This window comes from Pelagerythrobacter aerophilus, assembly GCF_003581645.1.
Taxonomy (GTDB): domain Bacteria; phylum Pseudomonadota; class Alphaproteobacteria; order Sphingomonadales; family Sphingomonadaceae; genus Pelagerythrobacter; species Pelagerythrobacter aerophilus.
On the sequence record NZ_QXFK01000018.1, the window covers coordinates 396,196 to 411,553 of the forward strand.

General features: G+C 67.3%; 15 protein-coding genes. 8 read left to right on the forward strand and 7 right to left on the reverse strand.

Translation table 11 applies throughout. The annotated features are described in order from the left end of the window. Positions 1-2 precede the first annotated feature (2 nt). Complete coding sequence (locus tag D2V04_RS12610; protein ID WP_119514022.1) at positions 3-968, reverse strand: Mrp/NBP35 family ATP-binding protein; 966 nt, start codon at positions 966-968, stop codon at positions 3-5. 73 nt (positions 969-1,041) lie between these two features. Here D2V04_RS12610 and hflK point away from each other — a divergent pair, with 73 nt between their 5' ends. The 3 genes from hflK to D2V04_RS12625 all read left to right on the forward strand — a co-directional run bounded on the left by hflK (position 1,042) and on the right by D2V04_RS12625 (position 4,690). Next, positions 1,042-2,199, forward strand: coding sequence for a protease modulator HflK (hflK, locus tag D2V04_RS12615; RefSeq protein ID WP_228766420.1), 1,158 nt, complete (start codon positions 1,042-1,044; stop codon positions 2,197-2,199). A 1-nt stretch (position 2,200) separates the two neighbouring features. Further along, the gene (gene hflC / locus D2V04_RS12620) at positions 2,201-3,046 is read left to right on the forward strand and encodes a protease modulator HflC (RefSeq protein ID WP_119514023.1); all 846 of its coding nucleotides are present in this window, start codon (positions 2,201-2,203) and stop codon (positions 3,044-3,046) included. Between the two features lie 126 nt (positions 3,047-3,172). Next, positions 3,173-4,690: a Do family serine endopeptidase gene (locus D2V04_RS12625; RefSeq protein WP_119514282.1), complete on the forward strand. Its 1,518-nt coding sequence runs from the start codon at positions 3,173-3,175 to the stop codon at positions 4,688-4,690. Between the two features lie 181 nt (positions 4,691-4,871). On the opposite strand, the gene D2V04_RS12630 is transcribed toward D2V04_RS12625, so the two are convergent. The 4 genes from D2V04_RS12630 to D2V04_RS12645 form a co-directional block, all read right to left on the reverse strand. Continuing rightward, positions 4,872-7,046 carry a PBP1A family penicillin-binding protein gene (locus tag D2V04_RS12630; RefSeq protein WP_119514024.1) on the reverse strand — a complete coding sequence of 725 codons (2,175 nt, stop codon included), beginning with the start codon at positions 7,044-7,046 and terminating at the stop codon, positions 4,872-4,874. A gap of 142 nt (positions 7,047-7,188) precedes the next feature. Next, on the reverse strand, positions 7,189-7,860 hold the full coding sequence (locus tag D2V04_RS12635) for a glutathione S-transferase family protein (protein ID WP_119514025.1): 672 nt from the start codon (positions 7,858-7,860) through the stop codon (positions 7,189-7,191). 83 nt (positions 7,861-7,943) lie between these two features. Next, positions 7,944-8,420, reverse strand: a complete 477-nt coding sequence (locus D2V04_RS12640) for a hypothetical protein (RefSeq protein ID WP_119514026.1) — start codon at positions 8,418-8,420, stop codon at positions 7,944-7,946. A gap of 68 nt (positions 8,421-8,488) precedes the next feature. Beyond that, a complete protein-coding gene (locus tag D2V04_RS12645) occupies positions 8,489-8,857 on the reverse strand; it encodes a hypothetical protein (RefSeq protein WP_228766421.1) in 369 nt (122 codons plus the stop codon). A gap of 121 nt (positions 8,858-8,978) precedes the next feature. Between D2V04_RS12645 and D2V04_RS12650 the strand changes: the two genes are divergently transcribed. The 5 genes from D2V04_RS12650 (at position 8,979) to fghA (ending at position 13,512) form a co-directional block, all read left to right on the forward strand. Beyond that, positions 8,979-10,412 (forward strand): NAD-dependent succinate-semialdehyde dehydrogenase, encoded by a 1,434-nt coding sequence (locus D2V04_RS12650; RefSeq protein WP_119514027.1) that lies wholly within the window; start codon positions 8,979-8,981, stop codon positions 10,410-10,412. 105 nt (positions 10,413-10,517) lie between these two features. Continuing rightward, on the forward strand, positions 10,518-11,630 hold the full coding sequence (locus D2V04_RS12655; protein WP_119514028.1) for an S-(hydroxymethyl)glutathione dehydrogenase/class III alcohol dehydrogenase: 1,113 nt from the start codon (positions 10,518-10,520) through the stop codon (positions 11,628-11,630). Positions 11,631-11,686: 56 nt separating this feature from the next. Next, positions 11,687-12,088: a VOC family protein gene (locus tag D2V04_RS12660; RefSeq protein WP_119514029.1), complete on the forward strand. Its 402-nt coding sequence runs from the start codon at positions 11,687-11,689 to the stop codon at positions 12,086-12,088. 5 nt (positions 12,089-12,093) lie between these two features. Then, a complete protein-coding gene (locus D2V04_RS12665) occupies positions 12,094-12,594 on the forward strand; it encodes a prolyl-tRNA synthetase associated domain-containing protein (protein WP_119514030.1) in 501 nt (166 codons plus the stop codon). Between the two features lie 75 nt (positions 12,595-12,669). Continuing rightward, entirely contained in the window at positions 12,670-13,512 is an 843-nt protein-coding gene (gene fghA, locus D2V04_RS12670) for an S-formylglutathione hydrolase (protein WP_119514031.1), read from the forward strand. On the opposite strand, the gene metW is transcribed toward fghA, so the two are convergent. After that, positions 13,509-14,108: a methionine biosynthesis protein MetW gene (gene metW, locus D2V04_RS12675; RefSeq protein WP_119514032.1), complete on the reverse strand. Its 600-nt coding sequence runs from the start codon at positions 14,106-14,108 to the stop codon at positions 13,509-13,511. The two genes, fghA and metW, sit on opposite strands and share 4 nt — an antisense overlap. Continuing rightward, positions 14,101-15,207 (reverse strand): homoserine O-acetyltransferase MetX, encoded by a 1,107-nt coding sequence (gene metX, locus D2V04_RS12680; protein ID WP_119514033.1) that lies wholly within the window; start codon positions 15,205-15,207, stop codon positions 14,101-14,103. Before metX ends, metW begins: the two co-directional genes overlap by 8 nt. Between the last annotated feature and the right edge of the window lie 151 nt (positions 15,208-15,358).

Consider the following 15,358-nt stretch of genomic DNA (forward strand, 5'->3'; position numbering starts at 1 on the left):
CCTCAGGCGTCCGCGCCGTCGAGCCAGCGCGAGAGCTTGTCCGCGATCGCCCGGAACGCTTCCCCTTGCACGCCGTCATCCGCAGCGGGCGGCGTGCCCGCGTCGCTCGCCTCGCGGATTTCGAGCGACAGGGGAATACGCCCGAGGAAGGGAACGCCCTTCGCTGCGGCGGCAGTCTCCACACCGCCCGTCCCGAACGGGTCGCTCAGCTCGCCGCAATGCGGGCAGGCGTAGCCGGCCATGTTCTCGACCAGGCCGATCACGGGAATGGAGCCCGTTTCAAACAGCTGCATCGCGCGCGTTGCGTCGATCAGGGAGAGGTCCTGCGGTGTCGAGACGATCACCGCTCCGGCGGGCTTGAACCGCTGGAGCATCGTCAACTGCACGTCGCCGGTACCCGGCGGCAGATCGATCAGCAGCAATTCGGTATCGCCCCAGTTCGCATCGATAAGCTGCCCGAGCGCACTGCCGACCATCGGCCCACGCCAGGCGATCGCCCGGCCGGGTTCGACGAGGTGGCCCATCGAGAGCACCGGCACGCCCCACTTGCTCTCGACCGGCACCAGCTTGTCGTTTTCGGCGACCGGCCGCTCGCCCTGGTTCGCGAGCAGCGTCGGCTGCGAAGGCCCGTAGATGTCGGCGTCGACGATGCCGACCTTGCGGCCGGCGCGCGCGAGCGCGATCGCCAGATTGGCCGTCAGCGTCGACTTGCCGACCCCGCCCTTGCCCGATCCGACGGCGATGATCCGGCGTTGCGGACGATCGGCCATCATCGCGACCCGGACCTCCTCGATCCCCTCGACTTGCCCCAGCAAGTCCTGGGTCGCCTCTTCGACGTCCTGGCGGGCCGACGCATCGAGACCGGAAGCATCGAGGATCGCAGTCACCTTGCCGTCCGTGATGCGCAGCGATCGAACCCGTGCGGCAATCGCGTCGGGCAGGCGGGCTTTCAGCTCCTTGTCGGTCATGGGCGGGTCACTAGCACCAAAATCGGCTGCGCAACCCCTGTTTTTCCAGCCATCCGCACCTATAAAGGCTGCCATGAACATCTTGGGCGGTTTTCAGAAACGCATAGCGCTGGCGATGGCCGGCAAGAGCCCGTGGGGCGGGAAGCCAGGGGGCAGCGGCGGCAAGGACGGCGAGCAGCCGGAAGAAGCGCCGGGAGCGGACGATCCTCCGCGCGGCCCGCGCAATCCGTGGCTCCCGGGCGGCGGCGGCGAGGAGCCGCGCCGTTCCGCCAATATCGAGGATATCTTCAAGCACCGCGGCGCCGAAGGTCCGCGTCGGCGAGGCGGAGGCGGAGGCGATGGTCCCCGTTTCCGGCTCCCAGACGGCCCTGGCGGACGCAGCTGGTTCCCGCTCGCCATCGCGGCGATCGCGGCGCTGTGGCTGTTCGTGACCAGCATCCACCAGGTTGCCCCGCGCGAACAGGGGATCGTCACCTGGTTGGGCGGGAAATACTCGCACACGCTGTCCTCGGGCCTCAACTTCACGCTGCCCTGGCCGATCCAGGTGGTGGAGATCGAGAACGTCAGCCAGATCCGTTCCGAAAGCATCCCGGGCACCAACGAGGAGAAGCTGATCCTCACCGGAGACCAGAATCTGGTCGACCTGTCCTATCTTATCCGCTGGAACATCAAGGATCTGCAGCAGTTCAAATTCCAGCTCGCCGATCCCGAGGAAACGATCCGCGAAGTTGCCGAAGCCGCGATGCGCGCCTCCGTTGCCGAGCAGGATCTCGACAGCGTGCTCTCCGGCGCCGGCCGCGCGACGATCGAGGAGCGCGTGCGCACCCGGATGCAGACGATCCTCGACGCCTACCGCGCGGGCGTCGCCGTGCAGGGTATCGAGATCGAGAAGACCGATCCGCCCGCCGAAGTGGTCGAGGCGTTCAAGGACGTTTCCGCCGCGCAGCAGGACGCCGAAACCGCCGTCAACAGCGCGCGCGCCTATGCCCAGCGGGTCCTTGCGCGGGCGCAAGGCGACGCGGCGGCCTTCGACAAGATTTACGAGGAGTATCGCCTGGCGCCCCAAGTCACCCGCCAGCGGCTCTATTACGAAACGATGGAAAGCGTGCTGAGCAAGACCAACAAGACGATCATCGAGGCGGACGGCGTCGTGCCGTACCTACCGCTGCCCGAAGTGCAGCGCCGCTCGCAAGGTTCGCCGCCGGTCGTTTCCACCCCGGAGGGCCAGTGACATGACGCGCATCTGGCAGGACCACAAGGGCAGCGTAATCGCGCTCGGCATCGCGCTCCTGGCGCTGCTTTCGAGCATCGTCATCGTGCCCGAGACGCATCAGGCGGTGATCATCCAGGGCGGCCGGCCCGACCGGGTCGCCAACCAGTTCCAGCCGGACGCGCCGTACGGCGAGACCGGCGCCGGCATCGTGCTCCGCATCCCCGGCTACGAGCGGGTGCAGATGATCGACAAGCGGATCCTCGATCTCGACATGGAGCGGCAACAGGTGCTCTCGAGCGACCAGCAGCGCCTCCAGGTCGATGCCTACGCCCGCTTCCGCATCATCGACCCGGTGCTCACGGTCGAGAACGCCGGCTCGGAGGAGATTCTCCGCACGCAGCTTTCGCCGATCCTCACTTCGGTGCTGCGGCAGGAACTCGGGCGCCGGTCGTTCGCCTCGCTGCTGACGGCGGAACGCGGCACCGCCATGGCGAACATTCGCGACGCGCTCGACCGCGAGGCGCGCAGCTACGGCGCGCAGATCATCGACGTGCGGATCAAGCGCGCCGACCTGCCCGACGGGGCCCCGCTCGCAGCCGCGTTCACCCGCATGCGGACCGACCGCGAGGAAGAAGCGGCGACGATTCGCGCACAGGGCCAGAAGAACGCCCAGATCATTCGCGCCGAGGCCGAAGCCGACGCGGCTTCGACCTATGCCGCCGCCTATGGTAAGGATCCGGAGTTCTACGACTTCTACCGCGCGATGGAGAGCTATCGCCGCACCTTCGAACAAGGCGAAGGCGAGAGCACGATGATCCTGTCGCCGGACAACGAATACCTGCGCCAGTTCCAGGGACAGCGTTGACGGCGCGGCTATTCAAGCCGGGTTCAGGGCTTCGCGCCATCTATCCGGCACGGGACTGAGCCAGCCCTTCTCCCGAAGGGATTCGAGACTGACGATTACGAGAGGAAGCATAAGGAAGTGAAGCCCGTGAAATACGCCTATGGCCTGACTTCGGCGCTCCTTATCGGCGGCGCCACGATCTCGCTCGCGACCGGATATCCCGCCGGGGCGCAAGTCGCCCAGAACGACGACAGCCGCATCGCAAGCACCGTGCCCCGCGCCGGAGCGCCCGAGAGCTTTGCGGAACTGACCGCTCAACTCCAGCCCGCAGTGGTCAACATCTCGACCCGCCAGCGGGTTGAGGTGCAGAACGCCAACCCCTTCGCCGGCACACCGTTCGAGAACTTCTTCGGCCGCCGCGGCGGTTCCGAGCCGCAGTACCGCGAAGGTCAGTCGCTCGGTTCGGGCTTCATCGTCTCGGCGGACGGCTACGTGGTCACCAACAATCACGTCGTCACCCCCCCGGGCGGCAACGGCACGGTCGAGGAGATCACCGTGACCATGCCCGACGGCACCGAGTATCCGGCGGAAATGGTCGGTTCGGATGCGGCGTCCGACCTCGCGGTCCTCAAGATCGCGCGCGACGAGCCCTTCCCGTTCGTCGAATTCGGCGACTCCCGGCAGGCGCGCGTAGGCGACTGGGTGATCGCTATCGGCAACCCGTTCGGGCTGGGCGGTACGGTTACCTCCGGCATCATTTCCTCGGTCCTGCGCACCGCGGGCGCAGGCGCCTACGACCGCTACATTCAGACCGATGCCAGCATCAACCGGGGCAACTCGGGCGGGCCGCTGTTCGACATGCGCGGCAACGTTATCGGCATCAACAACGCGATCCTGTCGCCGACCGGCGGCAGCGTCGGGATCGGCTTCGCGATCCCGGCCGAGATCGCGGCCCCGATCGTCGACCAGCTCCGCCGCGGCGAGGAGATCGAGCGCGGCTATCTCGGCGTGCGCATCCAGCCGGTCACCGAAGACATGGCCGACTCGCTCGGCCTTCAGCGCAACATCGGCGAGTTCGTCCAGTCGGTCGAACCCGGCGCCGCTGCCGACGAGGCCGGCATCCAGGCGGGTGACGTGGTCGTGGAAGTGAATGGCGAGGCGGTAACGCCCGACCAGACCCTCTCCTTCCTGGTCGCCAACATCAAGCCCGGTACGCGCATTCCGGTCGAGCTCTACCGCGACGGCAAGCGGCGGAAGGTGAACATCACGGTCGGAAAACGCCCGAGTGAGGCGGAGCTCGCCCAGCAGCAGATGTTCGATCCCAATGCCGAACCGGATGTTCCCGAGGGAACCCAGGGTGGCGCGGTCGGAGAGAGCCTGGGTCTTCAGGTCATCGAACTTACCCCGCAGATCCGGCGCCAGCTCGGCGTTTCGGGCGAAACCGCAGGTGTGGTTATCGCCGCGGTCGACCCGAATTCCGATGCGGCGCGCAAGGGCCTGCAGCGCGGCGATATCCTGCTGAGCGCCAACTACAGCGAGACTGCTTCGGTGTCGGCGCTCGAACAGGTGGTGAGCCAGGCCCAGGAAAGCGGCCGCGAAGCCGTCCTCCTGCGTGTCCAGCGGCGCGGACAGCCGGCGATCTACGTGCCCGTCAGACTCCGCTAGGCACCGCACCGGAAGCTCGAAAAAACAAAAGGCCCTCCCCCCACCGGGAGGGCCTTTTTCGTTTGGGCAGGGCCGGATGCCGATCACTTAACCGGCGACTGCAACCAGCGCTGAAGGCCTGCGGAGTCCTAGCCGTTTCTTCGCTCTTCGATGAAGCCCGGAGTTTGGAGCGCAGTCGTGCCTATTCGGCCCCCTCGACTCCCGGCTGTGGCGTGGGGACCGGCGCGCGGGGCTGGAGGCGGATCGGCTGCGGGGAAGCGCGGCTCTGCGGCTCGGCGCGTCCGGTCGCGCGGTCGAGGAAATCGTCGCTCGCCGCCTGCCCCGGATCGCCGTCGCTCGCCGGACCCGGCGGCGGCTGGCGCGGACGATCGCCCGGCGGCAGTTCACCCTCGATCGGGAAAGGCAACTCGCCCGGTTCCTCCGGAACACCCGGCTCGATCAGATTACCCTGCTCGTCGATGTAGTAGTAGTCGTCCGGCTCGCCGTAATAGTACTCGTCGTCCGGCTCGAGCTGCCATTCGGGCAGTTGCACCTCGGTATCGAACTGCTCGACCGGCCGATCCTTCACCGCGTAGCGCATGTAGGCTGCGAAAGCCTGGGCCGGCGCGCGGCCGCCCTGCAGGCCCGGCACCGGATCGGCATCGTCGCGGCCCATCCACACGCCGGTGGTGATCCCGCTGGAGAAGCCGAGGAACCAGCCGTCCTTGTTCGAATTGGTCGTGCCGGTCTTGCCCGCAACTGGCCGGCCGATCTGCGCCGCACGCCCCGTCCCGGTGTTGACCGTCGTCTGGAGCAGATCGGTGATGCCCGCCGCGACATAATCGGGCACCAACTGCGTCGAGCGCGGCGCATCGTGCTGGTAAAGCACTTCCCCGTCGGCTGTCGTGACCTTGACGATACCATAGGGCTCGACCGAACTGCCCTTGGCCGAAATCGCGGCAAAGGCGCGGGTCATGTCGATCACGCGCACTTCCGAACTGCCGAGCACCATTGCCGGATAGGTCGAGATCGGCGTGGTGATGCCGAACCGCTTGGCCATCGAGGCCACGGTCCCGAAGCCGACCTCGTTGCCGAGCTGCGCCGCGACGGTGTTCTTCGAATAGGCGAAGGCGGCGCGCATATCGATCTCGCCGGCATAGGTGCCGCCGGAATTGCGGGGGCTCCAGCCGTCGATGGTGACCGGCGCGTCGACCACGCGGTCGTCGGGCGTATAGCCGGCTTCGAGCGCCGCGAGATAGACGAACAGCTTCCATGCCGAGCCCGGCTGGCGCAGCGCATTCGTCGCGCGGTTGTAGTTGGTCGTGACGTAGTCGGTCCCGCCGACCATCGCGAGGATGGCCCCGTCGCGGTCGAGGCTGACCAGCGCCCCCTGCGCGCCGGCGGGCGTGTTCGACTTGACCGCCGCGGTCGCCGCCTGCTGCATGCCGACATCGATCGTGGTCCAGACCTCGATCGGCTCGAAGGTCTCGGGCAGGAGCAGCTCGAGCTGCGGCAGCGCCCAGTCGGTGAAGTAGCGCACCGAATTCTGCGCGCGCTCTTCCTTGAGGTTCACCGTCGCCGGATCGACGCTCGCCTCGCTCGGCGAGATGCGCCCCTGCTCGCGCATGAGGCGCAGCACGACGTTCGCGCGGCCGACCGCGGCCTCGACATCGGCAGTCGGCGAATAGCGGCTCGGCGCCTTGACGAGGCCGGCGATGATCGCCGCCTCGGCGGTCGAGAGCTCGGTCGCCGGATGGCTGAAGAATTTCCGGCTCGCGCTGTCGATGCCGTAGGCGCCGCCGCCGAAATAGACCTTGTTCAGATAGAGCTCGAGAATCTGCTCCTTCGAGAACTTGCTTTCCAGTGCGATCGCGAGAACCGCCTCGCGCAGCTTGCGGTCGAGCGAGCGGTTCGAATTGAGGAAGATGTTGCGTGCGAGCTGCTGCGTGATCGTCGACGTCGCAGAGATGCGCCGATCGCCGGTCATCGCCACCCAGAGCGCGCGGGCGAGACCGTAAGGGTCGACGCCGAAATGCGAATAATACCGCCGGTCCTCGACCGAGATCATCGCATCCTTCATCACCTGCGGAATTTCGGAGCTGTCGAGCCACTCGCCGTAGCTCGGCCCCAGTTCGACGATCTCGGTTCCGTCGCGGGCGCGTACGATGATCGTCTGGGCGTTGTCGGTGGCCTTGAGCTCGCCGTAACTGGGCAGCGAGCGCGCGGCAAAGGCGACTGCGAGGCCGAGGAACAGCGCGCCGAGCAGCGCCAAAGCGCCGCCCCAGATGAGCAGGCGCCGCGCCCAGAGGCGCCAGCCGCTCGCCGTGCGTTTGCCGGTCGACTTCGGTGCCTTCCGCCGGCTCCCCCGCTTCGCCATCAGTATTCGCTTACCTTCTTGCGGGCCGCAGCCCGATTACCCGTCGCGTGCCCGATGCATAGGGTAGTTGTAACCCGGCGTGAACGGGGTGGCGGGATTATTCCTCCGGCTTGAAATCGAGCGCCGCGCTGTTGAGGCGCCTTCAAACGTCCAGTTCGGCGTAGTGGCGCGGCGGCTGGATCACTTCCATGCGCTCCGACAATAGCGGACGGAACGACGGGCGGCTCTTGAACACCGAATACCACCCGCGCGTCTGCTCGTGCCCCGCCCAGTCGATCCCGCCGAGGTAATCGGCGACCGAGATCTGCGCCGCAGCGGCAAGATCGGCCAGGCTCATCGTCGCGCCGGCCAGCCAGGTGCGGTTGTCGATCAGCCAGTCGATGTAGTCGAGGTGCCCGTGCGCCAGCTTCATCGCCTCGCGCAGTATCCGCGAGTCGGGGGGCTGGCGCAGCACGAGCCGCTTCTTCATCCGCTCGTGCAACAGCGGCATGGTCACGTCGCCAAAGAAATTCTCGTCGAACAGCGCCACCAGGCGGCGGATTTCCGCGCGGTTGGAGGCCGTGCCGTTGATCATCGGCGCCTTGTCGACCGTTTCCTCGAAATACTCGCAGATCGCGCGGCTGTCGGACAGGGCGAGGCGCCGTTCCGGGTCGTAGAGCACCGGGGTACGTCCGGCCGGGTTCAGCGCCCAGAACTCGTCGCTCGCGTCCCACGGGTTCTCGCGCCACAGCTCGTAGCCGACGCCTTTCTCGCTGAGGAGCAGGCGAACCTTGCGACTGAACGGACAGAGGGGAAACTGATAGAGGCGCCACATATGCGCCCCTGCTCATGCCGCAAGTGCGCGGGGCCGTCTACAGTGCCGGGACAGGCGAAACAGGGTTTTACGCAGGCGCTGCGTCAGCGGGGACTGCGGGTCGCCTGATCGATGCCGGATTCGAGCCGCTCGGCCATTGCGCGCAGCGCCGGGCGCATCGCTTCCAGGCTGTCGGCCATCGACGCCATCGCGCCCATGGCACGCGGCAGATCGCGGGCGACGCGGGCGGGCACGTCGCTCGCCTCGGGCCGCATCTTGCGCAACGTCAGATCGGGATCGACGCTGCCGGGATCGCGGCCGGCAATCTCGGCCATCGGCTCGACGATCGGTGCCAGCGGCATGTCGAGCAGGATTTCGCCCAGCACCGCGACGGTGCTGGCAAGCTCGTTCTGCACCGCGGGGTCGGCGAGCCGCTGCGACAGGGGCTCCTCGTATTCGGCCTCAGGCGCGTAGAGCGGCGCGTCGTAAACCTCGAAATCGGGCAGCGGCGCCGGCTCGGAGGCGCTCGCGGCGGCCGGAAACGCGAGCGCAGAGGCCGCGCAAAGAGCGAGAATACGCATGGTCGTTCTCCGATTCGTTCGCGGGCGAAAACGTGCCCTGGAGTGCCTGACCGGGCACTGAACGGCCTTCAAAGACCCGAGGCGTCGAGCAGCAGCATGCAGGGCGACATGACCCGGTCGAGCGCCCCTTCCTCGCGCAGCGACTCGACTTCCGCGCCCATGAGGCCAACAACCGCATCGCGGCTCAGGCCGGTCTCGTCCATGATCCGGGCGGAGGTGCGGACGAAGAATTCGCGTCCTCGCTCGCCCAGCGCGGGATAGGCGGTCATCGCGGCATCGCCCCGCGCCTGCCCCTCGGCGACCAGCGCGAAGGCGACCGAGCAGCGCAGCGCGGTCCGCTGTTCGATGGTGAGATTCGGCTCCGGCGGTTCCTGCGCCTGCGCGGCGGAAGCGAGCGAGGCCAGCGCCAGCGCGGCGGAGGTGAGAAAGCGTGTCATGGCGGGCGCCCTATACGAAGCAAGATGAACGCTTGCCTAGGCTCAGTCTGGCCCGGCACAGTTGACGCGCCCCGCGTGCGCGGCCATCCCCCGCGCAAACGCGACTAGAGGAGCTGCTGCAATGGCCGATTACCCTTCCCTCCACCTTCTGATCGCCGGCGAACAAGTGACCGGCGGCGGGCGCGAGACCGAAGAGGTGATCGATCCGGCCACCGGCGAGACGATCGGCACCCTGCCCCGCGCAACCGCCGAAGATCTCGACCGCGCGCTCGACGGGGCGAAGCGGGGCTTCCGCGAATGGCGCAACACGCCGGCGGACAAGCGCGCCGCGATCCTGACCAAGGCCGCCGCGCTGCTCAAGGAGCGGGCGCGCGAGATCGCCCCCGCGATCACGCGCGAGCAGGGCAAGCCGGTCAAGGAAGCGATGGGCGAGGTGATCTACTCGGCCATGCTGCTCGAATTCTACGCCGGCGAGATCAAGCGCATCTACGGCCGCACGCTGGTGCGTCCCGCGGGCCAGCGGGTCGAGGTGCAGTACCACCCGATCGGCCCGGTCGCGGGCTTCGCCGCGTGGAACTTCCCGATGATCAACGTCGTGCGCAAGATCGGCGGCGCCCTCGCCGCCGGCTGCTCGACGATCGTCAAGCCGTCGGAAGAGACGCCGGCGGGCGGCATTGCGCTGGTCCAGGCGCTGCTCGACGCGGGCGTGCCGGGCGATGCGGTGCAGTGCGTGTTCGGCGTGCCCGACACGGTCAGCCGCCACCTGCTCGGCTCTCCGGTTATCCGCAAGGTGACCTTCACCGGCTCGACCGCGGTCGGCAAGCACCTCGCCCGTCTGGCGGCGGATGACCTCAAGGTCGCGACGATGGAACTCGGCGGCCACGGCCCGGTGCTCGTGTTCAACGACAGCGACGTCGACAAGGTGCTCGATACCATGGTCGCGGCCAAGTACCGCAATGCGGGCCAGGTCTGCGTCAGCCCGACCCGCTTCCTGATCGAGGAAGACGTGTTCGAGCGGTTCCGCGACGGGTTCGTCGAACGCGCCAGGACGGTGAAGGTCGGCAGCGGTTTCGAGGAGGACACGCAGATGGGCCCGATGGCCAACGCGCGCGGGCCGGATTCGCTGGCGAAGCTGATCGGCAACGCGAAGGACAAGGGCGCGAACCTGCTCACCGGCGGCGAACGGATCGGCAATCGCGGCTTTTTCCACGAGCCGACCGTGCTCTCCGAGGTGCCGGTCGACGCCGACATCATGAACAACGAACCGTTCGGCCCGGTCGCGCTGCTCAACCCGATGAAGGGCGAGGATAGCATGATCGAGGAGGCGAACCGCCTGCCCTACGGCCTCGCCGCCTATGCCTGGACGCAGGACCCGGCGCGCCGCCGCCGCCTGGCCGCGGAGATCGAGACGGGCATGCTGGCGATCAACGGCGCCAACGTGTCGGGCGTCGACGCGCCGTTCGGCGGCGTGAAATGGTCGGGCTACGGCAGCGAGGACGGGCGCGAGGGCGTGATGGCGTGCATGGTGCCGAAAACCGTGCACGAGACGGACTAACTTTTCGCTTCCTAACCCATTTGGTGATTTTTTCTTGACTTTTATCCGCAGCTTGGTTAGTCAAGCAATGCTGATTCGACGACAGACGTTTACAGGAGTGCCCCGATGAAAACCCGCGCCGCCGTCGCTTTCGAGGCGAAGAAGCCACTCGAGATCGTCGAGCTCGACCTCGAAGGACCGAAAGACGGCGAAGTGCTGGTCGAGATCATGGCGACCGGCATCTGCCACACCGACGCCTACACGCTCGACGGGCTCGATTCCGAAGGCATATTCCCCAGCGTGCTCGGCCACGAAGGCGCGGGGATCGTGCGCGACGTCGGAGCGGGCGTGACCAGCGTGAAGCCCGGCGATCACGTGATCCCGCTCTACACCCCCGAGTGCCGCCAGTGTAAGTCGTGCCTTTCCGGCAAGACCAACCTGTGCACCGCGATCCGCGCCACGCAGGGCAAGGGCCTGATGCCGGACGGCACCAGCCGCTTCTCGTACAAGGGGCAGACGATCTTCCACTACATGGGCTGTTCGACGTTTTCGAACTTCACCGTGCTGCCGGAGATCGCGGTCGCGAAGATCCGCGAGGACGCCCCGTTCCAGACGAGCTGCTACATCGGCTGCGGCGTCACCACCGGCGTCGGCGCGGTGGTCAACACGGCCAAGGTCCAGGTCGGCGACAACGTCGTGGTGTTCGGCCTCGGCGGGATCGGCCTCAACGTGATCCAGGGCGCGAAGCTCGCCGGCGCGAACATGATCGTCGGCATCGACATCAATTCGGACCGCGAGGAATGGGGCCGCAAGTTCGGCATGACCCACTTCCTCAACACCAAGGGCCTGAGCCGCGACGAAGTCGTCGCCAAGGTGGTCGAGCTGACCGACGGCGGCGCGGACTACAGCTTCGACTGCACCGGCAACACCGAAGTCATGCGCACCGCGCTCGAATGCTGCCACCGCGGCTGGGGCACTTCGGTCGTCATCGGCGTGGCCGAAGCCGGCAAGGAAATCTCCACCCGCCCGTTCCAGCTCGTGACCGGCCGCAACTGGCGCGGCACCGCGTTCGGCGGCGCGCGCGGCCGCACCGACGTGCCGAAGATCGTCGACTGGTACATGGACGGCAAGATCCAGATCGACCCGATGATCACCCATGTCCTCAGCCTGGAGGAGATCAACAAGGGTTTCGACCTGATGCACGCCGGCGAAAGCATCAGGAGCGTCGTGGTCTATTGACCGGCGGTTCGCACCCGATATAGGTGGCGAATCGAAACTGAATGGGAGGCTTGGCGATGTTCAATCATATCATGGTCGGCGCGAACGATATCGAGAAGGCAAAGACGTTCTACGACGCCGTGCTCGGCACGCTGGGCTTCACGGGCGAGGCGATGCGCAATGTCGCGAGCAGCGGCCACACACGCCTGTTCTACGTCCACAACGGCGGTACGTTCTGCGTGTCCGAACCGATCAACGACGAGCCTGCCACGTTCGCGAATGGCGGGACGATCGGCTTCAAGTGCGATTCGCCCGAACAGGTGAAGGCCTTCCACGACGCCGGCGTCGCCAACGGCGGCACCTCGATCGAAGACCCGCCGGGCCCGCGCGAGGGCGGCGTGCTGGGGACCATGCACCTGAGCTACGTGCGCGATCCTTCGGGCAACAAGCTCTGCGCGCTTCACCGGCCGCAGTCCTGAGCGCAATGCGCGGCGAAGCGGGATTGCTGGCCGACCTTGCGTCGCTCGCGATCCCGCATTCGCTGCACGAGCATCCGGCGGTCTTCACCGTCGCCGAAAGCCGCGCGCTCGACCGCGGCATTCCCGGCGAGCATACCAAGAACCTGTTCCTGAAGGATACCACCGGTGCGTTCTGGCTGGCGACCGTGCCGGCCGAGGCGCGGGTCGACCTCAAGGCCCTGCCGCAGGCGATCGGCTGCAAGCGGGTGAGCTTCGCGAAGGCGGAGGACATGCAACGCCTGCTCGGCATAGCGCCGGGCTCGGTCACTCCGCTCGCCATGATCAATGCCGAACCGGGCAGCGTGACCGCGGTGCTTGATGCAAGACTGGCCGCGGCGGAGCGGATCAACGTCCACCCGCTGCGCAACACCGCGACCGTGGGACTGGCGGGCGCCGACGCCCTGCGGCTCTTGCGGCACTGGGGCCATGCACCCCTGGTGGCCGAGGTGCCGATCGCCGAGGCCTGATCCTCCCCATTTTGGGAGGTGCAAATGCGGAGGATCGGCTTCGACACGCGTGCGGCGAACGGATAGGGAGGGCCGATGACCATCGAAACCATCAGCACCAACCGCAGCCACGGCGGCATACAGGGCGTCTATTCCCACACGTCGGCCGAAACCGGAACGACAATGACCTTCTCGGTCTTCGTGCCCGAGCATGCGGACGGGGCGAAGCTGCCCGTGCTGTGGTATCTCTCGGGCCTGACCTGCACCCACGCCAACGTCACCGAGAAGGGCGAGTACCGCGCGGCCTGCGCCGAGCATGGCGTGATCTTCGTCGCCCCCGATACCTCTCCACGCGGCGATGACGTGCCCGATGCGGAGGACGAATACGACTTCGGCAAGGGTGCCGGCTTCTACGTGGATGCGACCGAGCAGCCTTGGGCAGCGCATTACCGCATGCGCAGCTATATCGAGCACGAGCTGCCCGAGGCGATCGCGGCGAACTTCCCGGCGGACATGGCGCGCCAGTCGATCACCGGCCATTCGATGGGCGGCCACGGCGCGCTGACCATCGGCCTGCGCAATCCCGAGCGCTTCCGTTCGATCAGCGCCTTCTCCCCGATCGTCGCGCCGAGCGAAGTGCCGTGGGGCGAAAAGGCGCTCGGGCGCTATCTCGGAACCGACCGCGCATCATGGCGCGAATACGACGCGGTCGCCCTGATCGAAGACGGCGCGCGCCACGACCACATCCTCGTCGACCAGGGCACCGCCGACGACTTCCTCGTCGAACAGCTCCGCACCCACCGCCTCGCCGAAGCCTGCGACGCCGCGGGCACGGACGCCACGATCCGCTTGCAAGCCGGCTACGACCATTCCTATTACTTCATCTCGACCTTCATGGCCGAACACGTGGCATGGCATGCGGAGAGGCTGAAGCTTTAGCGCCGCACCTCGAACAGTGCGTATTCGGCGCGCCAGTTGGCGCCGGAGGGGCCGATCTCGCGTTCGCGGGTGAAGAACCAGCGGTTCTCGATGGCGATGCCGAGATCGCGCGCCAGTTCCTCGAAATCGCGCACGGTCATGTGGTGGATGTTCTCGGTCTCGTACCAGGTCACCGGCAGGTGGCGCGTCACCGGCATGCGGCCGCGGCTGAGCAGGGCCCAGCGCATCCGCCAGTAGGCGAAATTGGGGAAGCTGACGAAGGCGCGGCGGCCGACCCGCAGCAATTCCGCGAGCATCTTGTCGGGCCGCGCGGCGGTCTGCAGCGTCTGGCTGAGGATCGCCACGTCGAACGCGCCGTCGGGATAGAAGGCGAGGTCGCGGTCGGCATCGCCCTGCACCACGCTGAGGCCGCGCGCGACGCAGCGTTCGACGAGCGCGCCGTCGATCTCGATCCCGCGCGCGTCGACTTGCTTGCCGTCGCGCAGAGCCGCCATCAGCGCGCCGTCGCCGCAGCCGATGTCGAGCACGCGCACGCCGGCAGGCACCTGGCGCGCGATCACCGCGAGATCGGGGCGCAGTGTGGACGCGTCAACCATCGAGGAAGCCCTTCACCACCCGGTCGAGCGGGGGCACGTCGAGCAGGAAGCTGTCGTGCCCGAACGGTGCGGAGAGCTCGACGAAGCTGACCGGTGCGCCAGCGGCATTGAGCGCGTGGACCACATGGCGGCTTTCGGACGTGGGATAGAGCCAGTCGGTGTCGAAGCTGACAAGGCAGAAGCGCGCGCCCTTGCCCATCGCGTGCCCGGCGAAGGCGTCGGCCAGCTTGCCGCCGTGTTCCTCGGCGATGTCGAGGTAGTCCATCGCGCGGGTGATGTAGAGGTAGGAATTGGCATCGAACCGGCGGGTGAAGCCGCTGCCCTGATAGCGCAAGTAGCTCTCGACCTGGAAATCGGCGTCGAAGCCGAAGCTCTTCGCGTCGCGGTCCTGCAGACGGCGGCCGAATTTCTCGGTCAGGCCGGCTTCGGAGAGATAGGTGATGTGCGCCGCCATACGTGCGACCGCGAGGCCGGCGTCGGGCGCGGTGTCGTGGCCGTAGTAGTCGCCGTCGCGCCAGTTGGGATCGGCCATGATCGCCTGCCGCCCGACTTCATGAAACGCGATGTTCTGCGCCGAATGCCGCGCGGTCGTCGCGATTGCGAGCACGCGCGCGGCGCGCTCGGGGAAGTTGGCCGCGAGACTCAGCGCCTGCATCCCGCCCATCGACCCGCCGACGACCGCGTGCAGCCGCTCGATCCCGAGCCCGTCGAGCAGGGCGACGAGGCCGCGCACCATGTCGCGGACGGTGATGACGGGGAAGCGCATCGCCCACGGCTTGCCGTCGGGTGCCGCGCTCGCCGGGCCGGTCGAGCCCATGCAACTGCCGATCACATTGGCGCAGATCACGTGGTAGCGGCTCGTGTCGATCGGCTTGCCGGGACCGACCATCCGCTCCCACCAGCCGGGCTTGCCGGTCACCGGATGCGGGCTGGCGAGATACTGGTCGCCGGTGAGCGCGTGGCAGACGAGAATCGCGTTGGACTTGTCCGCCGCGAGTTCGCCATAGGTCTCGTAGGCGATCGCCGCACCCTCGATCGCCTGCCCGCCGTCGAGCGGCAGAGGCTGGGGAAGGGTGTAGGTGTGGGACGGCGCGGCCATGCAGCTCTCGAAACCAGAAGTGCGGTGCCGCGGCAAGCTCGGCACGAACGAAGGTCGGGAAGGCGCCCCTTAGCCATTCCCCCCGGCCTTGTCTAAGCATGTCCCGAGCGGCCGGTTGAAAGCCGTCCTGCCCGGGGGGACTGCATTTTCT